This is a genomic window from Ostreibacterium oceani (genome assembly GCF_009362845.1).
Taxonomy (GTDB): domain Bacteria; phylum Pseudomonadota; class Gammaproteobacteria; order Cardiobacteriales; family Ostreibacteriaceae; genus Ostreibacterium; species Ostreibacterium oceani.
In genome coordinates this window covers 53,295-76,221 of the sequence record NZ_WHNW01000006.1, presented here as the reverse complement: position 1 = coordinate 76,221, position 22,927 = coordinate 53,295, and the positions used below count along the sequence as shown (strand labels likewise).

19 protein-coding genes are annotated in these 22,927 nt (G+C 45.7%); 11 read left to right on the top strand and 8 right to left on the bottom strand.

The window, feature by feature from the left end; genetic code table 11:
- The first annotated feature begins 17 nt into the window (after positions 1 to 17).
- From GCU85_RS06380 to GCU85_RS06370, 3 genes are read left to right on the top strand one after another with little or no spacing between them, the layout of a single operon-like run.
- Positions 18 to 311, top strand: coding sequence for a sarcosine oxidase subunit delta (locus GCU85_RS06380; protein WP_152810357.1), 294 nt, complete (start codon positions 18 to 20; stop codon positions 309 to 311).
- Positions 308 to 3,316, top strand: coding sequence for a 2Fe-2S iron-sulfur cluster-binding protein (locus tag GCU85_RS06375; RefSeq protein WP_152810356.1), 3,009 nt, complete (start codon positions 308 to 310; stop codon positions 3,314 to 3,316). The genes GCU85_RS06380 and GCU85_RS06375 overlap by 4 nt, the downstream gene beginning before the upstream one ends.
- Positions 3,309 to 3,953, top strand: a complete 645-nt coding sequence (locus GCU85_RS06370) for a hypothetical protein (protein ID WP_152810355.1) — start codon at positions 3,309 to 3,311, stop codon at positions 3,951 to 3,953. Before GCU85_RS06375 ends, GCU85_RS06370 begins: the two co-directional genes overlap by 8 nt.
- Before the next feature lie 107 nt (positions 3,954 to 4,060).
- On the opposite strand, the gene GCU85_RS06365 is transcribed toward GCU85_RS06370, so the two are convergent.
- A complete protein-coding gene (locus GCU85_RS06365; RefSeq protein WP_152810354.1) occupies positions 4,061 to 4,933 on the bottom strand; it encodes a LysR family transcriptional regulator in 873 nt (290 codons plus the stop codon).
- Between the two features lie 153 nt (positions 4,934 to 5,086).
- Between GCU85_RS06365 and GCU85_RS06360 the strand changes: the two genes are divergently transcribed.
- The 4 genes from GCU85_RS06360 to hslU all read left to right on the top strand — a co-directional run bounded on the left by GCU85_RS06360 (position 5,087) and on the right by hslU (position 10,344).
- Positions 5,087 to 6,613 carry a trimethylamine methyltransferase family protein gene (locus GCU85_RS06360; RefSeq protein ID WP_218110578.1) on the top strand — a complete coding sequence of 509 codons (1,527 nt, stop codon included), beginning with the start codon at positions 5,087 to 5,089 and terminating at the stop codon, positions 6,611 to 6,613.
- Positions 6,614 to 6,814: 201 nt separating this feature from the next.
- Positions 6,815 to 8,266, top strand: coding sequence for an NAD-dependent succinate-semialdehyde dehydrogenase (locus GCU85_RS06355; protein ID WP_407944978.1), 1,452 nt, complete (start codon positions 6,815 to 6,817; stop codon positions 8,264 to 8,266).
- A 209-nt stretch (positions 8,267 to 8,475) separates the two neighbouring features.
- Positions 8,476 to 9,009, top strand: a complete 534-nt coding sequence (gene hslV, locus GCU85_RS06350) for an ATP-dependent protease subunit HslV (protein ID WP_152810351.1) — start codon at positions 8,476 to 8,478, stop codon at positions 9,007 to 9,009.
- Positions 9,010 to 9,036: 27 nt separating this feature from the next.
- Positions 9,037 to 10,344: an ATP-dependent protease ATPase subunit HslU gene (gene hslU, locus GCU85_RS06345; protein ID WP_218110581.1), complete on the top strand. Its 1,308-nt coding sequence runs from the start codon at positions 9,037 to 9,039 to the stop codon at positions 10,342 to 10,344.
- A gap of 517 nt (positions 10,345 to 10,861) precedes the next feature.
- On the opposite strand, the gene GCU85_RS06340 is transcribed toward hslU, so the two are convergent.
- Both GCU85_RS06340 and GCU85_RS06335 read right to left on the bottom strand, forming a co-directional pair.
- A complete protein-coding gene (locus GCU85_RS06340; protein WP_152810349.1) occupies positions 10,862 to 11,470 on the bottom strand; it encodes a hypothetical protein in 609 nt (202 codons plus the stop codon).
- Between the two features lie 518 nt (positions 11,471 to 11,988).
- Entirely contained in the window at positions 11,989 to 12,909 is a 921-nt protein-coding gene (locus tag GCU85_RS06335; protein ID WP_152810348.1) for a TIGR01777 family oxidoreductase, read from the bottom strand.
- Positions 12,910 to 13,167: 258 nt separating this feature from the next.
- Between GCU85_RS06335 and GCU85_RS06330 the strand changes: the two genes are divergently transcribed.
- The 3 genes from GCU85_RS06330 (at position 13,168) to rimI (ending at position 15,095) form a co-directional block, all read left to right on the top strand.
- On the top strand, positions 13,168 to 13,503 hold the full coding sequence (locus GCU85_RS06330) for a tRNA-binding protein (protein ID WP_152810347.1): 336 nt from the start codon (positions 13,168 to 13,170) through the stop codon (positions 13,501 to 13,503).
- A gap of 129 nt (positions 13,504 to 13,632) precedes the next feature.
- Complete coding sequence (locus GCU85_RS06325) at positions 13,633 to 14,643, top strand: DUF2156 domain-containing protein (protein ID WP_152810346.1); 1,011 nt, start codon at positions 13,633 to 13,635, stop codon at positions 14,641 to 14,643.
- A complete protein-coding gene (gene rimI / locus GCU85_RS06320) occupies positions 14,640 to 15,095 on the top strand; it encodes a ribosomal protein S18-alanine N-acetyltransferase (protein WP_152810345.1) in 456 nt (151 codons plus the stop codon). Before GCU85_RS06325 ends, rimI begins: the two co-directional genes overlap by 4 nt.
- A 131-nt stretch (positions 15,096 to 15,226) precedes the next feature.
- Here rimI and rpoD read toward each other — a convergent pair whose 3' ends face one another.
- From rpoD to hemL, 5 genes are all read right to left on the bottom strand, one after another.
- Positions 15,227 to 17,062 (bottom strand): RNA polymerase sigma factor RpoD, encoded by a 1,836-nt coding sequence (gene rpoD / locus GCU85_RS06315; protein WP_152810344.1) that lies wholly within the window; start codon positions 17,060 to 17,062, stop codon positions 15,227 to 15,229.
- Positions 17,063 to 17,104: 42 nt separating this feature from the next.
- Positions 17,105 to 18,835, bottom strand: a complete 1,731-nt coding sequence (gene dnaG, locus GCU85_RS06310) for a DNA primase (RefSeq protein ID WP_152810343.1) — start codon at positions 18,833 to 18,835, stop codon at positions 17,105 to 17,107.
- Positions 18,836 to 19,133: 298 nt separating this feature from the next.
- Positions 19,134 to 19,586, bottom strand: a complete 453-nt coding sequence (locus tag GCU85_RS06305) for a GatB/YqeY domain-containing protein (RefSeq protein WP_152810342.1) — start codon at positions 19,584 to 19,586, stop codon at positions 19,134 to 19,136.
- Positions 19,587 to 19,967: 381 nt separating this feature from the next.
- Positions 19,968 to 20,183, bottom strand: a complete 216-nt coding sequence (gene rpsU / locus GCU85_RS06300; RefSeq protein ID WP_152810341.1) for a 30S ribosomal protein S21 — start codon at positions 20,181 to 20,183, stop codon at positions 19,968 to 19,970.
- Positions 20,184 to 20,386: 203 nt separating this feature from the next.
- Positions 20,387 to 21,685, bottom strand: a complete 1,299-nt coding sequence (hemL, locus tag GCU85_RS06295) for a glutamate-1-semialdehyde 2,1-aminomutase (RefSeq protein WP_152810340.1) — start codon at positions 21,683 to 21,685, stop codon at positions 20,387 to 20,389.
- Positions 21,686 to 22,683: 998 nt separating this feature from the next.
- Here hemL and rpoZ point away from each other — a divergent pair.
- Positions 22,684 to 22,911 (top strand): DNA-directed RNA polymerase subunit omega, encoded by a 228-nt coding sequence (rpoZ, locus tag GCU85_RS06290; RefSeq protein ID WP_152810339.1) that lies wholly within the window; start codon positions 22,684 to 22,686, stop codon positions 22,909 to 22,911.
- Positions 22,912 to 22,927: the final 16 nt, after the last annotated feature.

The following is a 22,927-nucleotide window of genomic DNA, read 5'->3' as shown; positions in this document are numbered from 1 at the left end:
GAAAATAGAGTTCAAATATGATTATCCATTGTCCTTATTGTGGTAAGCGCTATAGCAGCGAATTTTCTTATGAAGGGGATGCGACCATCCGCCGCCCTACAGGTGCAAACGCAGAAAATGCCGACGCATGGCAAGCGTATGTTTATTTGCGCGAAAATGGTATCGAAGCGCACCATGAATTATGGCAGCACCTCAGCGGCTGCCGACAGTTTATTGTGGTGACAAGACACATCAAAACCCATGAAATCATGGCCGTTAATACGCCCGATGATTTTTATGCCGCCCCCCAGTCAAAGGAGCAAACTTCATGAGCCAACAACCATTTCGTCTGTCAGAGGGCGGGCTAATTAACCGTGATTGCCCCATGACTTTTTATTTTGATGGCAAAGCCTACCAAGGATTTGCAGGCGATACGCTTGCCTCGGCTTTGCTTGCCAACGGTGTCCATTTAGTCGGTCGCAGTTTTAAATATCACCGCCCGCGCGGCATCGTGACCGCAGGATCAATGGAGCCCAATGCGCTGGTCGAACTCAATACTGGCGGCAACAAAGCCCCCAACACTCGCATGACCATGGTGCCGATTAGCGACCAACTCACGGCCAAAAGCCAAAATGCTTGGCCTAGTTTGCGATTTGATGTGATGGCGATTAACCGTTTATTATCTCCGCTATTGGTGGCAGGATTTTATTACAAGACCTTTATGTGGCCAGGATTATCAGGCTGGATGCAGTATGAAAAATTCATTCGCCGAGCGGCAGGCTTGGGTAAAGCCGCCGATGCACCTGACACGGCATCTTACCAACACAATCATCGTTTTTGTGATGTACTGGTTGTCGGCAGCGGCATTTCAGGACTGACGGCTGCCATTGGCTATGCAAACGCTGGCAAAACGGTCATTTTGGCCGATGAACACCCCGTGCTCGGTGGCCGTTTAAACGCGACGACTTGCGCAGCTACGGCAACAAAGCGCGATGAATTGTTAGATGCCGTTAACGCAAACCCCGCGATTTCTGTCTATACCCGAACCACTGTTTTTGGCGCTTATGACCACGGTGTTTTTGGCGCTGTACAAATTCATTACGATGACCACGGCCATCATGACAACAATGGCAGCGACAATAATGGCAGTGGCAATAATGGCAGCGACAACACCCCACAGCAAGCACCCAAAGCACCCAAAACACCTAGGGAAGTTTACTACAAAATTCAAAGTGACCACGTCATCTACGCAACAGGCGCAATCGAACGCCCGTTATTATTTAAAAATAATGACCTGCCAGGCATTATGTTGGCAGAAGCCCTACAAACCTATCTCGTGCAGTATGCAGTCATGCCCGCACAGGCTGTGGTGATTGCCACGACCAACGACAGTGTGTATGCACTAGCAAAGGCAATTAGCCGCCTAACAAACGTCACCGTCACCGTCATTGATAGTCGCCGCGCCGAAGACATGGGTGATGTCGCCGCTGATACCAAAAACCACGGTATCACCGTTATCCCCAACGCCAAAATACAATCTGCCCACGGCCGCCACCAAGTCAAATCTGTCACATTCATACACGACAATAAGGCACAAACGCTACCCTGTGACCTAGTGGCCATGTCTGGTGGCTTTACACCCAATGTCAATTTGCAATGCCATCTGGGTAATAAGCCACACTACGATAGCGAGATTGACGCACTGGTCATTGATGAACACACGGAGATACACGGCAAAACCATCGGCTCAGCGGCAGGAATCTGGGCGCTAGACGATAAAATCGCGAGCGCAAATAGCGCGATAAAAACCCCGTCAACGGGTAATCAACTGAGACAAAACAACCTACACCACGACAGTCGTCCGCAGGTCTTATTATGCGATGAAAAAGCGTTTGTAGATTTTCAGCACGATGTCTCAAACAAAGATATCGCCATCGCCAACACAGAAGGCTATCGTTCTGTCGAACACACCAAACGCTACACAACTCTCGGCATGGCAACCGACCAAGGCAAACTCGCCAATTTTAATGCCCTCAAGTTGATGTCGCTATACCAAGGCAAACCAATCAGCGAAATCGGCACAACCACTTATCGCCCACCCTATACACCCGTCACGATGGGCGTTTTGGCAGGCGATAAAATTGGCAACAAACTAAAACCACACCGCCGCATTCCGACGTTTGCTTTGCAACAAGCCATGGGCGCACATTTTACCGACGTCGGATTATGGCAACGACCTGAGTTTTACCCTAACTCAAGCACCGACACCAAAGCCATTGCCTACAAACGCGAAGCCAAAGCCACTCGGGATGGCGTGGGCATCATTGACGTCTCCACACTGGGTAAAATTAGCGTCCAAGGTCCAGACGCAGCTGAGTTTGTCAATCGCCTCTACATCAATGGCATGAAAAAACTCCCCATTGGCAAGATACGCTATGGTCTCATGCTGCGAGAAGACGGCATCCCCTTTGATGACGGCACTGTCATGCGCATCAGTGATAACGAATTTTTGATCACCACAACGACGGCGTATGCGGCCAATGTCCTACAACATATGGAGCACTTGTTACAGATTGTCTGGCCTGAGCTACAGGTCCATGTCAATACCGCCACCGACCAATGGGCCGTTATTGCGGCAGCAGGCCCCAAAAGCCGTGCTGTATTAGCGCGTATTTTTACCGAGGTTGATTTCAGCAATGACGCACTGCCCTTTATGGGCTTTGTCGACACAGAAAATAACGGCATCAAGGTCCGCATCGCGCGCATTTCGTTCTCTGGGGAGTTGGGGTACGAAGTCATGATTGCTGCCAATTATGCAGAAACGCTTTGGCAAACGCTACTCGCCGCAGGAAAAGACGATAACCTAACCCCGTATGGTACCGAAGCCATGGGTGCCATGCGTATTGAAAAAGGCTTTATCACACACGCCGAGATGGATGGTCGAGTCAATTTATACCAGCTCGGCATGGATGGCATGATGAATCGCAACAAAGCCGACTTTATCGGTAAATTTTATGCCGAAAATCGGCTAAGCGATTGCACAGGACGGCATCAATTGGTTGGTTTTAGGTGCAAAAATAACACCGATAGCTTCCCACCTGGCTATCATCTTGTCGCCGAGAACCATTTAAATGCACAACCGTCTTTGGGTTGGATTACCGCAACAACCTGGTCGGTCGGCTTATCCGAATTTATTGCGCTGGGTTATTGCATAGACGGCAGAGACAAGCTCGGACAAACCTTATACGCCGCCTCACCCGTCGATAAAAAATCTGTCGAGGTTGAAGTGGTTTCTGCGCAATTTTTCGACCCCACAGGAGCACGAAGCAATGGCTAATACACAATCTACTAATACACAAGCTGCTAACACCCCATTTTTACTCGACAACGCGGGCACAAGTGCGATTATTGGTAGCGCCAAAACGATTTCATCAGCGCCTGCAAACGAGCCAGCTGCCCCTGAAGTCAACCGTGAAGTCAACCGTGACGTTAGCCTTGAAGTCATTCACTACCCACACATTTATCAGCTGGCGACTTGGCCGCAAACATATCAAACCTTTTTAAGCGATGTCGAAACCCAGTTAAACCTAACATTACCCGCATTTGGGCAACGCCAAGCCGATACCGATAAACGGCTGCTTGCTCACCTTCCTAATAAGTGGTTACTCATCAGCGACACGCCGCTAGGTGAGCAGCTTGCGATGTTTTGCGACAATGTTAATGGGACAATGTTAGATCAAAGCGCTGCCTATGCTGTCATTGCCGTGCGCGGTGAAAAAGCGGGTGATTTCCTACAACAAATCAGCTTTGTCGATTATCACCGCCAGCAGCATTCGGTCTTTATCACGCAGATGATGGCCAACTATACGGTGCTCGTCGAGCAACTGAATGCAACGACTTATTTGCTGTATATTACGCGCAGTTTGGCGCAGAGTTTTTGGGACGCACTCACTGACAAGACATTATTGTCTTAGTCCAATCGGAATTCTTAGTCCAATCGGAATAATCAGACAATCGAGATAAGTCATTATCCATGAGGCACAACATTATCTATCGAGCACGACTATGGGGCACGACGACATTAGCGATAATTCTGCAAAATAAATTGGTATAAATTTTGTGCCGACTCGTTGAGCACTGTATCTGGGCGTTTAACCAACCCGATTTGGCGAAATTTCGCTGGATTTTCTAGCGGCACAAAACGCAAATTGGCATTGCGTTCAGGGAACGCCAATCGCGGCAATATGGTAACGCTTTGACCCGTTTCTAATAGCGTAACCAATGAATTCATATTAGATACCCGCATTTGTGCGAGTTTGTCCAGCGCGTTAAACTGGGTCACATCGGCAGGATCCCACGTGCTATTCTGAATGATACTAAATTGACGCAAGTCTTTCCATGTCAGTTTTTCACGTTGAAATATCACATGATTTTGCTGCGCAACCACGCCGTATTGGTCACGGCAAATCGGCGTGATTTCAAACGATTCATCCGCGTCATGGGTGGTACAAATGGCAAAATCCACTTTGTTATCAGCCACCAGCTGGTTTACATGGTAAATCGTCGTATCACGCACATTGATTTTGGCCAGCGGATACGTTTGCATAAACGATTGAATTATTTCGGGTAATAATTGTTGGGCAATCGACGGCTGGGTAGCAACCGCAATCATATCAAGCCTTGCGACCTCAGTTTGAAACATAAAGGCAAACAGTTCGTCGTGATGCGTTAAAAACGCGCGCGCACGAACCAATAGTTTTTCCCCGTGGGGCGTCAGCTGGAATTTGGCCTGTTTTGAGACAAACAATTGTTTTTGCAGACTAGCCTCTAGCGTATTAATTGCCTGCGAAATCGCGGGTTGGGTTACCTTTAATCGCGCGGCTGCTTGGCGATAACCGCCTTCGTCAGCAACGGCAACAAAGGCACGTAGTTGATTGATTTTAATTTTTTTCATACGCCATAGTATAGAAAATTATCAACAAAATGTCATGAAGTGAATTCAGGTCTTTGATTTGTCGCTGACATGATAAAAAACGTCTTTTTTGTTTTATCAAAATATTTATCAAGCTTTAACATAAAAGACATCAACCAACGCATAGGAGCACCCATGGCACGCCGTAAACGCAACCAAGATAACGCCGCCACACAACCGACTCAGTACGATCCGCTGGCAGGTATTGCTTGTAAAATATACAACCCACTACAGCCCAACGACCTCGCACGCATTGTTGATGCCGCCAAAACCGTTTTACAACAAACGGGCATAGAAGTCGGCGAAAGCCACTGCCGTGATGTCTTTGTTAATGCAGGCTGTCGCCTAGATGTTGACAAAAACCGTATCTTTATTGAACCTGAATTAGTAGACAAATGCCTAGCACTAGCCAGCAATCGTGTCATTCTGGGTGGTCGCGACGGTGATCACTTTGATTTAGATCTCAGTGGCGCCAAAGTCTATCTTGGCACTGGTGGGGCGGCTGTCAACATTATTGACACAGACGGCAAAGTACGAGAGACCACACTCGCCGATAACTATCATATCGGGCGGTTGTGTGACACGCTTCAACATATTCATTTTTACATGCGCCCCGTCGTCAGTCGTGATTTAACCAATGAACAAATTGACATCAATCAAACCTATGCGTGTCTCGCGGCAACTAAAAAACACGTAATGACAAACTGTTATGACCCAAGCAATGTGCAAAAAATTCGTCAAATGGGCGAAATGCTCGCCGGCAGCGCTGAGGCATTCGATAAAAAGCCCCCTATTTCTATGGTTGCAGCCATCACAGTCAGCCCATTACGCTATGCAATGGAAACCGTAGAAGTCCTTGACGAGGCCATCAAATACGACATCCCCATTGTTACCTCATCGGCACCACAAGCAGGCGCAACAGCGCCCGCTTCGCTCGCGGGGACGTTAGTACAAATCATTGCTGAACAATTATCTGGTATCGTCTATGTCAATTTACAAAAACCAGGATTCCCGTTAATCATTGGCTGCGTCCCTGCGCAAGCCGATTTACGCACGGGTGCATTTGTCGGTGGTTCAGCAGAATTTGCCTTATTAAACGCAGCCTGCGGGCAATTAGCTCGGTACTTGGATTTACCTATTTATAACTCAGCAGGCATTGCCGACGCCAAAACGCCCGATGCGCAGCTAGGCTCTGAAAAAACCATGACCACCTTGCTTGCTGCCATGTCAGGTTCAAATTATATTCACCATAGCGCAGGCTTTTTAGACAGCTTAATGACCGTCGCTTATACGCAGTACGTCATCGATAACGACAGTAACGGGCAAGTGATGCGCGCATTGCGCGGTATCGACATGAGTGATGAAGCCCTCGCGGTACAAGTCATTCACGACGTCTGCAATGGTGAAAATCATTTCCTCGGGCATCCGCATACCCTTTCGCTCATGCACAGCGAGTACGACTACCCCAAACTCTATGACCGCAAATCTAGAAATGACTGGAAAGACGATGGTTCGCTAGACATTAATGCGCGCGCCAAAATCTACGCCGATGATATTTTGGCGCATCATTTCCCCCAAGTTATCCCTGAGGAAATTGATAACCAAATTCGCGAAGCGTTTGAGATTCTACTGCCTAAGTCTGAAATGCAGCCCAAGTCTTAGGCAAGTCTTAGCGTAAGTTTAACGTACACCTTAGCGTAAACCTTAACATAATCCTAGCCACAGCCCACGTCTTAACCGACGCCTTGGGCTTGGTGTCATTGCTGTTATTGGTGTTATTGGTATTACTCGCGTTATTGGTATTACTCGCGTTACCCATGTTATAATGGCAAGCTATTAAACAGGGTCGATTGACACGCCATGATAACACTAGATAACCCCGCACTGCTGCAACAGGCCAACTTCATCAACGGTAAGTGGCTAAGTGCCGACAGTGCCCCCGCAAAATTCGCCGTCACGAATCCCGCCACCGATGAAATCATTGGCTATGTCCCCAGTTTTGGCAAAGCAACGGTTGATGAGGTCGTCACCCATGCCGATACCGCATGGCAAGCGTTTAGGCGTTTAACGGCCAAAGAACGCGCAGATTTATTATTCCGCTTTAGAAAGCAAATCATGGACAACCAGCACGATTTGGCCAAAATCATCACGTTAGAACAAGGCAAACCCCTGACCGAGTCCCTCGCCGAAATCCAGTCCAGTGCCAATACCATCGAATGGTTCGCCGAAGAAGTCAAACGCATTTATGGCGAAACCATCCCGCCGCATTCGCACAGCAAAAGACTGATGACGATTAAACAACCGATTGGTGTCACTGCGGCTATCACGCCATGGAATTTCCCCAGCTCTATCGTCACGCGCAAATGCGCCCCAGCGCTGGCAGCAGGCTGTGCTATCGTCATTAAACCCGCACCTGAGACGCCATTTTCTGCAATTGCACTCGCTTATTTATCCGAGCAAGCGGGGTTCCCATCGGGTATTTTTAATGTCATCACCGGCGATGAAGTTGAGCTCGGTAAAGCCCTGTGTGAAAACAAAACCGTACGCATGATTTCGTTTACTGGCTCGACTGCCGTTGGTCGTATTTTGCTTAAACAATCGGCTGATACCATTAAAAAAGTCACGTTAGAGCTTGGTGGTAACGCACCATTTATTGTGTTTGACGATGCCGATATTGACAAAGCCGTTAGCGGCACGATTGCCTGTAAATTTCGTAATAGCGGGCAAACTTGTATTTCAGCCAATCGTATTATTGTCGATAAAAGCATCTACCCCGAATACCTGGATAAACTCAGCAAAGCCGTCGCAACCCTCAAGGTCGGTGATGGCTTGTCACCTGATGTACAGATTGGCCCACTCATTACGCATCAATCGGCGTTACGGCTGCAATCACTTGTCGAACAAGCAGTCGATCAAGGCGCCAATCTCGTGACTGGCGGCAATATCCTCTCTGGCAATTTTTTTGCCCCAACCATACTGACCGACACACCACCCGACATTGCACTGACCTGCGATGAGATTTTTGGCCCCGTGGCACCGATTATGACGTTTACCGATGAAGCCGAGGCCATTGCCATTGCCAATCAAACCGATTTGGGCTTAGCGGGTTACTTTTATAGTCGCAATATTTCGCGCATTTACCGCGTGGCAGAAGCATTAGAGACGGGTATGGTCGGTATCAATACGGGGTCGATTTCAACCGAAGTTGCCCCCTTTGGTGGCATCAAACAATCAGGACTGGGGCGCGAAGGCGCCAAATACGGCATCGACGAATACACGGAAATAAAATACCTATGCATTGATGTCACCGATTAATGGTAACGATTAATGGTAACGATTAATGGCACGAAGCAATGCCAAGCACTGTTATTTACTGCCACTCACTGCAACTCACAACCATTTACTGCCACTTACTGCGATTTGCCTCTTGAAATGCCTATCTTTGCCCCAATTTATAACACGTAAGCGGATAGATTGCGCAACAGACACTATCCATTAACGCATTAATTTTTTATAGGATTCTTATGGAACAATACCGTGGCACAACCATCTGTTCGGTCAGACGTGGCGACAACGTCGTCATTGTCGGTGACGGGCAAGTCTCATTGGGCAACACCATTATGAAAGGCAACGCCAAAAAAGTCCGCCGCATCTATCACGATAGCGTGTTAGTTGGCTTTGCGGGTGGCACTGCTGATGCTTTTACGTTATTTGAACGCTTTGAAGGCAAGCTCCAACAACACAGCGGCCAGCTCGCCAAAGCCGCCGTTGAAATGGCCAAAGACTGGCGCCAAGACCGCGCCCTACGCAAATTAGAGGCCATGATGATTGTCGCTGATAAAACGGCAACGCTGGTTATCTCAGGCAATGGCGATGTCATTGCCTGTGAAGACGATTTATGCGCTATCGGCTCAGGTGGTATGTTTGCGATTTCGGCCGCGCGCGCCTTATTTTATAACACCGAATTATCCGCGCGTGAGATTGGCGAAAAATCGCTACATATCGCCGCTGATGTCTGTGTTTATACCAACAACCAATTAACTATCGAAGAACTATAGGAAACCGCCATGTCCACCGTATTGCCAATGACCCCTCGCGAAATTGTCCAAGCGTTAAATCAGCACATCATCGGGCAGCAAGCCGCCAAACGCTCGGTTGCTTTGGCGCTCAGAAATCGTTATCGCCGTATGCAGGTCGATGCCAGCATCCGCGATGAAGTCACGCCAAAAAATATTTTAATGATTGGCCCAACAGGCGTTGGAAAAACGGAAATTGCACGCCGTCTCGCGACGCTGGCACAAGCACCTTTTGTCAAGGTCGAGGCCACCAAATTCACCGAAGTCGGCTATGTCGGCAAAGAAGTCGATTCAATTATTCGTGAACTCGCCGATGCTGCCGTACAAATTGCCCGTGACCAAGCGCTAAAAAAACAACGCCCCAAAGCCGAAAACGCCGCATTAGAACGGTTATTAAACAAAATGTTACCAGGCTCTGAGGCCGATAATTTTGGCAACCCAGAAAGCAACACCCGCGATAAATTACGCCAAAAAATCATCCGTGGTGAAATGGATGACAAAGAAATCGAAATCGCCATCCCTGCGACACAAATGGGGGTGGAAATCATGGCGCCACCGGGTATGGAAGAAATGACGCAACAATTGCAGTCGATGTTTTCTAATTTTTCGGGTGAAAAAGAGAAAAAACGCAAAATAAAAGTCAAAGAAGCCCTCAAAATCCTCAATGAAGTCGAGGCCAGCAAACTCATCAACGACGAAGAAATCAAAGCCAACGCTCTGCGCAATGTACAACAAAATGGCATTGTTTTCATTGATGAAATAGACAAAATCTGCAAACGCTCAGACCACGCAGGCGATGTCAGCCGCGAGGGCGTCCAGCGAGATTTGCTCCCCCTTATCGAGGGTTGCACCGTCAACACCAAATATGGCATGGTCAAAACCGACCACATTCTATTTATCACCTCGGGAGCGTTTCATTTATCAAAACCCAGCGATTTAATCCCAGAATTACAAGGGCGGTTGCCGATTCGCGTAGAACTCACTGCACTGACTATTGACGATTTTGTCAGCATCCTGACCGAGCCCAAAGCCTCATTAATTAAACAATATCAGGCACTACTGGCCACCGAAAACGTCACGCTAAATTTTGAACCCGATGCCATCACACAAATTGCCCGCATTGCCTACCAAACCAATGAACGGGTTGAAAATATCGGCGCTAGACGGCTATACACGGTGATGGAAAAGCTACTAGAAAACATCTCTTTTGACGCAGGCGATAAGCCCAAAGACACCATTACAATCAGCGAAAACTATGTCAATGAGCAGTTAGGTGATTTGGCGATTGACGAAGATTTTAGCCGTTACATGCTTTAGCCGTTACATGCTTTATCCTTCAAATACTTAGCGATTAGATGCTTAACGATTAGATGCTTTCCGCTCACAGCGCAAGTAAGCACCCCGCTCGCTTTCGAGTCAAAAAAGCCCACTTTTTTGTGGGCTTTTTTTATAGACTCTTTTATGCGCATTTTGTGGTTAGGTCATTCACTGTCTTTTTAATACAGCGATTGTCTAGGTCGTAGGCGTTTTGCTGGATGAGTTGTTGCCCTTTTTCCTTTTTGCCCACCGTGGGGGACGGTCACCAAGCGCTGACGTACGTTGTAGGTGTAATCGGTGGTGATATCGTTTGTGGTGTCGATAACCGGCTATTTCGATAGCAATTTAATTATCCAATGGTCAAATTAGGCGCTTGAAATTTGATAGGCGTCGCCAAAAACGAAACTCCCAGTATCATTCCCGCCCAAAGCAAATAAAAGACAGAGGGTTATTGTTGTTTTTTCATGCTGAAATCGTTATTGCAGGTTTGGACTGATTAGACGAGTCGTTGAAACAATCAATAGGAATGACGACCACCCTCTAAATAAGAAAAACATTGTTTAAAATCAGATTCGTCTACCCCATTCAAATATACCGGCGGTGGCACTTCAAACTCACCTTGAACCACTTCTTCTTGTTCTTGTTCACCGTAAGGTTGATTGACATATTTGAAGTCCCCCGCCAATAAAGAGGCATTCCCTTCAGAACCATCAATCATACCAAAACGATTATACATGCACCCGAACAACCTAATTTGTTGAGAGCTGGGCTCAAAACGAAAATAAAAATAATACTCAGATTTATATCTTATGCCCTCTTCTGTACTGCCGACTCGAAAGCCTTTGGTCGTTTTATCCAGGGTCAGAAGTTCTGCTGCAATGCCACCAAATGTCAAATCAGAACGCTTGGATTGGTGCGGTTTAAAATCTTGGGAAGATAGTTCTGCAACCAATGTCATCTTATAATCATAATTGCCTTCTTTATCTACTGCGTACAAATATATATTGTCTAACTCACCGTCCCCATCTAAATCAGTTTCAAGCGATTTAAGTGGTTCCATCGCATAAACACTGGTTAAACTGAGTAAAAAAACAGTGGGAAATACTTTCTTGATTATCGCTAACATAACTGCTCCCTTTGTTTGTTTAGAATTGATGTGTATCCTTTCATCTATCACCAGCACGTTATATCTGACACTGATTAATAGGTTATCAAGGACTCACTGGCATGATCAGAGGGCTGATTATCTTGACCTTTGATGACAAAACCTTACTATGCTAAGTATACACCGAGCAACCGTTGTAAGCAAGCTCAGTGCATGGGTCCAATACATATTGCACTTATTATGCTGATTGTTTTTATTTCTCACCCCAAAAATCCTCACATGGTGACAGTTGTTCACATATTTTTCTCTGCTTACATGCCCACACACAAAGTGCTTGAGCTCCTTTATCAGCATTATAATCCCTGTGGGTGCTTGGTCAAGGTTAATTTATTCATCGTGCAGGGGATAGCAGGGGGGGCAAACCCCGTTCGTGGATTTTATCGTTGTGGACGCTTACTAAAGTGCACGGCGGACTCGCGTTGGCTTATACCGTAATCCGCTGCGCGATTGATGCGATTTTCTTAAGTTCATTAAGTTCATTAAGGTTTTTTCCCTATCCCACTCAGCGCTTCTTGTAATGTCGGATATTGAAATGCAAACCCTGTCGATAACAAGCGCGTTGGCTTGACGCATTGTCCATTAAGTAACAAAGTCTCGCCCATTTCACCAAATAACAGACGAATAGCAAACGCAGGAATCGTCATGACACAAGGACGGTGCAAAGCCTTGGCCAACGCTTGGCTAAATGCTGCATTTGTCACAGGATAAGGCGCGGTCAAATTATAAACCCCAGGCGATGCTGAATCTGCTAGCAAAAAATGAATAGCATTTACCGCATCATCACGGTGAATCCAAGAAAACCCTTGGCGCCCGCTACCGATTTTCCCACCGAGACCTAGTTTAAACGCAGGTAACATTTCAGCCAACGCACCGCCTGATGAATCGAGGACAACCCCTAAGCGGATGATGTAGGTTTTCACACCCAATTCGGTTATCGTGGCAGCGGCTGCCTCCCAGCGCGCGCATAATTGATGCGCAAAATCGTTTTGCTGTGTGTCTATAGTCGGTTGTGATGTTTCGTCAACTATTGCTCCGTCAGCCGAGGTAGTGTGTCCGTAAAAGCCAATTGCTGAACCACTAATAAAAACACGAGGTCGCGTCAATAATCGCTGCACTAATGCCGCAATTTGTTCTGTCGTGTTTACTCGAGAATCAATCAATGTGTTTTTATACTGCGGCGTCCATCGTTTGTTAATTGGTGCACCCGCCAAATTAATAATGCCATCGATGATTTCGTTATCCGCTAATTGAGACAACGAATCAACCAATCGTAAACCCGCCTGCATCGACTGCTTTTGAGGATATCGCGTCAACACCGTCACCTGGTGCCCCATCGCTAGCAATTGTTTTGTCAACTGCCCACCAATAAATCCTGTACCACCTGTTATTAAAATTTTCATTTAATCCTCTCGATTACTGAGCCTGCCTGTTTACGTATTGCCTACTGGATTGCCTGCTTGATTTGAAAAATGAAATCAACAAAAAATCAACAAAATAAGACTTGTCAGTAAAAATAAGTATGATATAAATATCATAGCATAAAATATACCAAATGGTATGGTGAGCGACACATACGGCATTTAATAGCGGCGCGCAAAAAAAGCACCCAGCAGCCAGAGCAGCTAGCAGCCAACAAGCAACAACAACGAGGAAACCCGATGACAATTACCTTTGATGATTTTCTAAAAATCGATATCCGCGTCGGTGAAATTATTGACGCACAGGTCTTCGCCGAGGCAAAAAAACCCGCCTATTTATTACAGATTGATTTTGGTAAAGATATCGGCATTCGCAAGAGCAGTGCGCAAATCACCCATCATTATGAATGCTCAACACTCATCGGCAAACAAGTCATGGCGGTCATCAACTTTCCAGCAAAGCAAATTGGCCCCATTCAGTCACAGGTTCTTGTCTTGGGTTTTTCTGATGACAGTGGTCACATTGTCCTTGCAAGTGTGGACAAAGCCGTCAAAAATGGAGCTAAATTACACTAACACGCGCCTGATTGTCTGCAATATTTTGTGCAACAAAATTCATTAAGGTATTGTTTTACTTCATACTATTTACCTATCACAAATAACAGAAAAGCGCTACAATGATCTCCTTTCATTGCTGGTTTTCTTATGTCTATTTTAAAAATCGGTGACGTGGTTTTAGCACCCTTTGCGCTATCAACTAAACCCGTCATGGATTATTATCTGGCTCAACTCGACTTGGATACAAGCGACTATACCTTTGCCGCTAACTATTTATGGCTGAGTAATGGCAGTGGGTTTTACGCCATCATCGAAGACAGTTTCTGCTTTTTTTTGTTAAGTCATGGGCAGTTATCTATGTTACTACCACCGATTGGGCAGCCAGAAAATGCGATTGCTGCAATGCACCGATGTTTTGCGCTGATGGAAGAAAACAACGACACACATACCGTCCCCCGCATTGAATACGTGGATGAGTTTTTGCTGGCAAATTTTGTCAATGATTTAGAGGCAGGTGCTTTAGTTTTTGATTTTTTAGAAGACTATATTGTTGAGCGTGCTTTGGTTGATTATATTTACCACGCGCAAGAATTAATTGATTTACCTGGCGCTGGATTTAGCAATAAGCGCAACGAAATTAACCGCTTCAAACGCGTACACAGCAGTCATCGCCTCGAAATGTTAGTCGTTGACAAGCACCGTCAGGGCATATTATCGCTGCTCAACAAATGGATTGCCGATCGTATGCGCTGCTTACCGCAAGATGAAAGTGAACGCTTTCTCGATGGCATCTATAGCGAACGTGTCGCTATCAAGCGTATGTTAAACGACTATACTTTTCTAAATTTAATTGGTTTGGTTATCTTGATTGATGATGAAATCAAAGGATTTACTGTTGGCGAGAAAATCAATCAGCATACGGCCAGTGTTATCGTGGAAAAAACCGACTTTGAAGTCTTTGGCTGCGCGCAGTTTATTTTTAGAGAATTCGCCAAAATACTCGCCAATGAATACCAAGTCGAAAACATCAACGTTGGTGATGATATGGGCTTTGACAATCTAAAAAAAGTCAAAATGTCCTACAAGCCCAGCCGTCTCATCGCCAAATACACCATTTATAAAAAATCTCTCCCTAGTGCACCAACGACATATCAATGACAGAGGTCCACCTAAGAACGGCAGAGCCGTCTGATTTGCTCGCATTACTCGCCCTTGAAGAGACTTGTTTTTCCCCCGCCGATGGTAAATTAACCAAACGCGCATTTAAATACCATTTACAACACCCACGCAATCAACTAGTAATCGCCTACAATGACCAACAACTCGTGCTTGGTTATGTGTTGGTGCTGGTAAAAAAAGACGCCTGGCGATTATATTCGCTCGCCGTCCATGCAAACTATCGCAAACAAGGTATTGCCAAATTACTGCTTATGCACATCATCAAAAACGCCTCAGAAAAACACGTCAATTACTTGACACTAGAAGTTCGAGAAAGCAATCAAACGGCAATAGCGCTGTATCAGTCGCTGGGATTTCGCTGCAAGACCCGATTACCTGATTACTACATTGACGCATCTGGACTTCGAATGCAGCTATCTCTCAAACCATAAGTCAGCGACCCCACGAACAGGCTAGTTCCTTACGAACAAGCTAGACGATTATATAGCGCATGCTTCCCATTGCTTCCCATTGCCCTCCATGGCGTTACCTGCTTGTTTATTCTGGCAAATGTCTGTTCAGACTAATTTTTATCCAAGAACGCTTTTAAAATTTCAGAGCGGTTAGGATGGCGCAGTTTACGTAGTGCTTTGGCTTCGATTTGTCGAATCCGTTCACGCGTCACGTCAAACTGCTTCCCGACCTCTTCTAAGGTATGATCGGTATTCATATCAATTCCAAACCGCATACGCAGTACTTTTTCTTCGCGAGTGGTAAGCCCATCCAAAATTTCACGCATCGCCTCTTGAAGCCCCGCGTTCGTTGCCACATCAAGCGGCGACGGGATATTGGTATCCTCGACGAAATCACCCAAGCTTGAATCTTCGTCATCTCCCACTGGGGTTTCCATCGACACGGGTTCTTTGGCGATTTTGATCACTTTACGAATTTTGTCTTCGGGAATCTCCATCCGAATAGCGAGCTCTTCTGGGGTGGGATCTCGCCCCATTTCCTGCACCATTTGCCGAGAAATTCGATTGAGTTTATTAATCGTTTCAATCATATGGACGGGAATTCTAATGGTGCGCGCTTGGTCTGCAATCGAGCGGGTAATCGCTTGGCGAATCCACCAGGTTGCATACGTCGAAAACTTAAACCCACGGCGGTATTCAAATTTATCAACCGCCTTCATTAGACCGATATTCCCCTCTTGGATTAAGTCAAGGAACTGTAACCCGCGATTGGTGTATTTTTTGGCGATTGAAATCACCAGTCGCAAATTGGCCTCAACCATTTCACGTTTGGCTTTTTGCGCCGCATTTTCACCGACGCGCATTTCTTTATTTAATTCACGTATGACGCTAGCAGGAATGCCATAGGTTGCTTCGATTGCCTTAAACTGAGACTGTAATGCGACAATTTCTTCTTCGCGGTCTTTTAGTTTTTGTGCATATTTGGTGCGGCTGCTTTTGGTGGTTTTTTTGACCCAATCTAGGTCTTCTTCGGCGCCGACAAATTTATCAACAAACGTCTTTATCGGCATTTGGCATTCATCAACGATGATTTTTCTCAGGATTGCTTCGATATCACGAATTTGGCGAATGGGCTTTTGATAGCCATTTATCATCATTTCCGTTGCCGAGATTGAAAACGAAAACTCCATAAAGTGATTATAAACCGCTTGTCGACAGGCTTTTTCTTTTTTCGTGTCGTAGCCTTTTTGCAGTGCTTGTTTCCAGTCATCAACGAGCTGCCGAAGTAATACAATCTGTTCATCCAGCATTTTGTCATAGTCTTCACTATTTTTCACTGGCGGATCAGAATCATCGTCGTCATCGGCATTGACGTCATCACTGTCGTCGCTATTGTCTGTCGCTGTATTTGTCGTTGATGTTTCATCCACAACAAAACCAAAGTTATTGATATAATCGCTGAGTTTCCCCTCGTCCTGTTCGACGATTTGATCAATTTTTTCAAGTAAAATATCAATACACGGGGGAAATGCAGCAATCGCAGATTGAATTTCATTGAGGCCGCGTTCAATTCGCTTGGCGATTTCAATCTCGCCGTCACGCGTCAACAAGCTAACAGAACCCATCTCTCGCATATATAAGCGTACGGGATCGGTCGTGCTACCAATTTCCATTGCACTACTGAAATCAGGGCTCTCCTCGATGACTTCATCGGCAATTACATTGGCGCCCAGCCCTTCGGCCACATTTTCGGGGCGCTCAATTACATCAACGCCCATTTCTACAATGGACTCCATGATATCCTCTATCTGCTCAGGATCCATGACCTCCTCAGGAATTAATTCATTAATTTCTGCATAAGTCAAAAAGCCCTGCTCCATCCCCTTGGCAATCAGCTCTTTAAAGATAGCTTCTTGATCTTGATCTTGTTCAACGAAATCGGTCATAATTTTAGGTTCCTCATGGTAAATCCAGCGCGCGCACTACCCTCAATTTATGGGTGCGGAATAATTTATTTCAAGTCGTTTAATCGTTTTATCTCGTAAACGATTCAAATAATTCTCTAACATAATCACAAATTCTTTGTGGAGTCGGTGATTTTTGGTTTCTTCGGTTTCTCCTGGCAATAATGTACCGACATTTTCTTGGGTCATAATGGCATGAAAACGCTGCCTTTCTAGTTCGTTTAGGTGTTCAGAAAAATGTAAAATGACCGCTGGTTGATTGCCATGTAACTGTAAATAACGAATCATTTTATAGAGCAATAACGCATCAGGTTGCTGCGCCTGTTGAATCAACGATAAATGCAACACATGAACAGCAAGCAACGGATACATCGATAATAAGCGTATCAGATGGCTTTCTGCCGTCCCTCGATACTGCGACGCGCCATAGTGTCTAGCGGATGGCTGCGACGGCACAAATGGCGCCGCAGGATGCCGCTCTGCTATTGTCGGCTTAGACAGTTGATAGATATCCATCCCTAAGCGCTCTTTTAGCCCTTGGTAAAGCAAGCCTTTAAAATCTGAATTAGGCAATTCATCAAATAATTTTCGCGCCCTTGCCGCCACTTCCCCACGACCTTCAACGAATTCTAGCTGACTATCGCCAATCAACGATTCATAGACAAATTCGCTAAAGATAACCCCTTTTTCCAAATGTGCGTTGAATGCTTTTTGCCCAATCTGGCGAACCAGTGTATCGGGGTCTTCCCCGTCGGGTAAAAAGACAAACCGAATCTCAACATCCAATCGCATGACAGGTAAAATAACCGATAATGCACGCTCTGCCGCGCGCTTGCCTGCGTTATCGCCATCAAAGCAGATATAAATTTTATGGGTGTATTTTTGTGCCAGTTGCAAATGCTCAGGGGTAAACGCCGTACCTAGCGTTGCCACCGCGCCTAAAATGCCTTTTTGATAAAGCGCAATCACATCCATATAACCCTCGACGACAATCAGCCGCTCGACTTTGGTGCTAGACTGCAACAACTCATAAAGCCCGTAAAGGACAAACCGTTTTTGAAAAACGTCTGTCTCGCTAGAGTTTAGATATTTAGGCATCGCATCGCCTAACGCACGCGCACCAAAACCGAGCACACGCCCTCGCGCATCTCGAATGGGGAACATCAGTCGCTCACGAAACTGGTCATAAGCGCCGTTATTCCCCTGTGCCAACAACCCTGCTTTGGTTAAATCTTCGTTGCTAAAGTCACCATTGAATTGGCGTTGTAGCGTATTGCCTGGTAACGAAAATCCGAGACGAAAGAAATCTGCCGTTTCAACATCTAACTGACGCATCGCAAGGTATTTTCGCGCCTTTTCACCCGTTGGTTGGTACAAATTATTCGTATAATAAGTCGCGGTTTCATCTAGCAAATCATATAGATTTTTGCGCTTTTGTTGTTTAACCGTATCGACTTGATCATAGCGCACAGGAATTTGATAGGTTTCCGCTAATTTTTCAACGGCATCGACAAAAGACAAATGCTCAAACTCCATCACAAAACGGATGGCATTACCAGACGCACCGCAACCAAAACAGTGATAGAACTGCTTAGTCGGCGACACCGTAAATGAAGGCGTTTTTTCATCATGAAAAGGACAGCAAGCCTGTAAATTACGCCCCGCTTTTTTAAGTGACACACGCGAATCAACCACATTGACAATATCAACATGGCTGAGTAATTCATCGATAAAATTATTGGCAATGCGTTTCACAAAGTATTTAAAGGTCGCTGTTGATTTACGGTTGAGGTCATTTTGCGGCTGAAGTTATTTCGTCACTCCTTGAAAATCATTATTAAAAAAACAACCACCCATAGAAACAAACCCGTTATCCATTAAGCACTCAATGTCTATTCCTGACTGCTCTCGATAACTGCTTTCGATAACCACTTTCAAACGCCGCACCTAGCGTGGCATCTAGCGTGGCATCTAGCTTTGCATCAGACTTGTTAACGGGGCTAACAACACTGCAGCCGTCGCTTTTTACGCCACTTTACTTTTTATATCCCTTTTACGTCAGGCGACTCAAATGTAACTTAACCCATTGGCTGACCTGCCCTAAGTCAGCACGACCGAGCAGCTTGGGTTTCAACAAATCCATGACTTGGCGCATATCACCGACACCTGTTGCCGCGGTTTGTTCAATTGCTGCGTCAATCAGCACGTGGATTTCTGCCTCGCTCAAGGGCGCGGGTAAGAATTCAGTCAACACCGCTATTTCAGCCTGTTCTTTTTCCGCCAAATCGAGCCGATTGGCTTGCCGAAATTGTGCCTCTGAATCTTTTCTTTGCTTAATTAACTGCGCGATTACGGCAAGCTGTTCATCACTAGACAATGTCGTTTGCGTGTCAATTTCGCACTGCTTAATCGCCGCTGATGCAGTTCTAAGAACAAGAAGGCGACTTTTTTCACCAGCCTTCATTGCCGATATTGTCGCAGTTTTTAGCGTTTCTTTTACTGTCATTGATATACTGTCATTGATATTGTGGCGTTAGGTTGCTATCGTTTACAAATTAACCAAATCTAATTAACCAATTACAAAGAGAAAACAATCAGTCACTGCCAGTCACCACCAGCCACCCCATAAAAGCGCCTCACAGAATACTGGCTATTCGATTTATTAACAAACAGTTAAGCTGTCTGCTCAGGCGCTCCTTTGACAACACGGATAAGAAAACAAACAACTAAGGTAGCCATTACAGTAAACGACCGCAACAACTACCGTAAGCAATACCCAATGCCCCAGTCAGCCAACGAACCTACCAGCCAATCAGGCAGCCAACAAAAATCAGTCGTGAAGCTAATGCCGTGGAGCCTAGCGTGATGTATTAATTAATACAATCTGTTAATACAATCTTTCGAAACGCTTCTTTTCCAGTTTAATTCGTCTCGCATTACGCTTGACTGCTGCAGATTTTTTACGCTTTCTTTCCTGCGTAGGCTTTTCAAAAAACTCACGAGCACGCACCTCTGATAAAATTCCTGCCTTCTCACAAGAACGCTTAAAGCGTCTGAGTGCGACATCAAAAGGTTCGTTATCTCGTACTTTAACTGTGGGCATAAACTATTCTACCTATAAAAATTAATGTAAATGGGATTAAAAAAACGCAATTATACAGACATTATCCACAAAAACCAAGTAAAAACCGACAAGCGCGGTTTAATTACTGTAAGCAACGGTATCAACCTGCCCCGCTGCGACAACCAGTCCAAATTCTACCAGCCCCACTATCCCTGCTATCGTGACTATAGCGACTATGGTAACTATAGCGACTTAAAGACTTGATCGGCAATCTCAATCGTTTTATCTAAAATTTCACGGTCATGGACAATCGAAACAAACCCCGCTTCAAAAGCCGATGGCGCCAGATAAACCCCATGCGCCAGCATGCCGTGAAAGAATCGTGCGAATTTTTCATTATCACAGGCCATCACTGCTTGAAACGTATCGACCGAGGTGGCTTCTGTAAAAAACAGACCGAACATACCGCAAACATTTTTAACCAACAGTGAGTGCCCATTGTCTTTGGCCACTTGGCGCAACCCTGCTGCCAAGTAATCGGTTTTTTCAGCCAACAGCGGATAAAACCCCTCGATTTCAGTCCCTGTCAATGTCGCCAATCCCGCCGCCATAGCAACTGGATTACCCGATAACGTGCCAGCTTGATAAATACCACCAATCGGCGCTAAGTGGTTCATTATCTCTTGTCGCCCACCGAATGCACCAACTGGCATACCACCACCGATAATTTTACCAAACGTGATTAGGTCAGGGGTAAATGACAAATACTCAGCTGCACCGCCTTTTGCTACCCGAAAACCCGTCATTACTTCATCGGCAATGAATACACTGCCGTAGCGATCGCAGCACTGGCGTATCGTTTGTATAAATAAATCACTGGGTACGATTAGATTCATATTGCCTGCAATTGGCTCAACGATAACGGCCGCAATCTCATCGCCAAACTGTTCAAACGCCGACAGCAGCGCATCAGGGTCATTATAAGGCAGGGTGAGCGTGTGTTTTGCCACGTCCGCAGGCACGCCAGGTGATGTTGGCACCCCAAGCGTCAGCATCCCTGACCCCGCTTTTACCAATAGCGCATCCGAGTGGCCGTGGTAACAGCCTTCAAACTTAATCAGCGTATTTCGACGCGTAAAGCCCCGCGCCAAACGAATAGCTGACATCGTGGCCTCTGTCCCTGAGTTACACATACGAACCGAGTCAACACTCGCGATACGACTGACGATTTTTTCGGCTAGCTGCGTTTCGATTTCTGTTGGTGCGCCAAATGACAAACCATATTGCATGATTTCTCGTACCGCGCGCAGCACGGACTCATTCGCATGCCCTAGAATCATCGGCCCCCAAGAGCCGACATAATCGATATATTGTTTACCACTAATATCCGTCAACATCGCCCCGTCTGCGGCACGGATAAAAACAGGCGTGCCGCCAACCCCTTTAAACGCACGCACGGGCGAATTCACACCACCGGGTATAAATTGACAAGCGCGGTCAAAGGCAGCTTGATTGGCGGGACTGTTACTTGGCTGATGCATAATGTTATTTACCTCAATGATGGCGCAGCAATTGCGTGACTTTTAGCGCCTATTAGCACTTATTAGCACCTTAATGCGCTACTCAATGCACTACTTAATGTCTTTAACGAACAGGCGAACCACGCATACTAATCAGCGCATACTAATCAACGCTGACTAATCAATGCGCCACCGATTATCAACAACCTCGTATTATAGCAGTTTTACAGCAATTTCGCAGTAGTTTTGCAACACAGTAGCCTTGCAACACCTTGATGCCCCTCGATGCCTTTATAATACCGCTACCCATAAAAAAATCAGCCCAAACGCCCAAACACCACCCAAAATCACTAAAAATAACCTTATATTTCAAACAAATAGATCTTATCAACCTGTAAAAATAACCGATATTTTGGTAAATATTTTGATAATTTAGCTTGAATTTATCATTTAGTGTGGCAAACTAGTTGGTGCAAACGATGACATTCGCCAGAACTTACTTGGCAAAAGAGACATGACGAAATTAAGTATGTGTGTCTCTTTTTTTATGCCTCATGTTAATGCCTAATTAATACCTAATGCTAATACCTAATGCGTGACACCTAACACCCAAAACATAAGCGGCAGCGCTATCCAGCAACCCGCCCAATTGATACTCATCAGACACTATCAAGATTAAATTCGAGATTAAATTGTTGAAAAACGCGTGATGTTTTTGAGCGACTAAGGTATCATCTATGGTTATCGGCTTTTTGACACACAGAGCCTGTAACCTGTGATGCAGTTGGCATCGTGGCTTGGCGTAGTGGCTTGGCGTAGTGGTTTGGCATCGCGGCTTCGCACAGTAGATTGGCGTGATAATTTGTTTCATTGTCTGTACAGGCTTATATTACAGGCCCATATTGTGTGTCTTTGGCATTGACCTATAGCGCAATTAAGTCCCTTTAATTGACAGGTACAACTAATTACATCACCGCGTTATTTATCGCGTTATTTTTATTGAATGAGGAAAATCACCTATGGCACGAATTACAATCGAAGACTGCTTACAGTCCCCTACTGACAATCGTTTTAGAATCATTTTAGCGGCATCCAAGCGCGCTCACCAAATCAACAAAGGTGGACAATCGTTGGTACCAGAGGACAAAGACAAACCAACGGTAATCGCGCTACGCGAAATTGCCGAAGGTAAAAAAACAGTCGATGAAATCTTAAACCAAGCAGACCATCTTGAGGAATTATTCTAACCCTGCCTCATCAATA

Bases quoted from the DNA above. Each gene is read 5' to 3' on its own strand.
- GCU85_RS06340 (WP_152810349.1), bottom strand. From the start codon at position 11,470: ATGTTAGCGATAATCAAGAAAGTATTTCCCACTGTTTTTTTACTCAGT.
- GCU85_RS06360 (WP_218110578.1), top strand. From the start codon at position 5,087: ATGGCACGCCGTAAACGCAACCAAGATAACGCCGCCACACAACCGACT.
- rpsU (WP_152810341.1), bottom strand. From the start codon at position 20,183: ATGCCCACAGTTAAAGTACGAGATAACGAACCTTTTGATGTCGCACTC.
- GCU85_RS06375 (WP_152810356.1), top strand. From the start codon at position 308: ATGAGCCAACAACCATTTCGTCTGTCAGAGGGCGGGCTAATTAACCGT.
- GCU85_RS06305 (WP_152810342.1), bottom strand. From the start codon at position 19,586: ATGACAGTAAAAGAAACGCTAAAAACTGCGACAATATCGGCAATGAAG.
- hemL (WP_152810340.1), bottom strand. From the start codon at position 21,685: ATGCATCAGCCAAGTAACAGTCCCGCCAATCAAGCTGCCTTTGACCGC.
- GCU85_RS06330 (WP_152810347.1), top strand. From the start codon at position 13,168: ATGACAATTACCTTTGATGATTTTCTAAAAATCGATATCCGCGTCGGT.
- rpoZ (WP_152810339.1), top strand. From the start codon at position 22,684: ATGGCACGAATTACAATCGAAGACTGCTTACAGTCCCCTACTGACAAT.
- GCU85_RS06380 (WP_152810357.1), top strand. From the start codon at position 18: ATGATTATCCATTGTCCTTATTGTGGTAAGCGCTATAGCAGCGAATTT.
- GCU85_RS06325 (WP_152810346.1), top strand. From the start codon at position 13,633: ATGTCTATTTTAAAAATCGGTGACGTGGTTTTAGCACCCTTTGCGCTA.
- rimI (WP_152810345.1), top strand. From the start codon at position 14,640: ATGACAGAGGTCCACCTAAGAACGGCAGAGCCGTCTGATTTGCTCGCA.
- GCU85_RS06365 (WP_152810354.1), bottom strand. From the start codon at position 4,933: ATGAAAAAAATTAAAATCAATCAACTACGTGCCTTTGTTGCCGTTGCT.
- rpoD (WP_152810344.1), bottom strand. From the start codon at position 17,062: ATGACCGATTTCGTTGAACAAGATCAAGATCAAGAAGCTATCTTTAAA.
- GCU85_RS06370 (WP_152810355.1), top strand. From the start codon at position 3,309: ATGGCTAATACACAATCTACTAATACACAAGCTGCTAACACCCCATTT.
- hslV (WP_152810351.1), top strand. From the start codon at position 8,476: ATGGAACAATACCGTGGCACAACCATCTGTTCGGTCAGACGTGGCGAC.
- hslU (WP_218110581.1), top strand. From the start codon at position 9,037: ATGACCCCTCGCGAAATTGTCCAAGCGTTAAATCAGCACATCATCGGG.
- GCU85_RS06335 (WP_152810348.1), bottom strand. From the start codon at position 12,909: ATGAAAATTTTAATAACAGGTGGTACAGGATTTATTGGTGGGCAGTTG.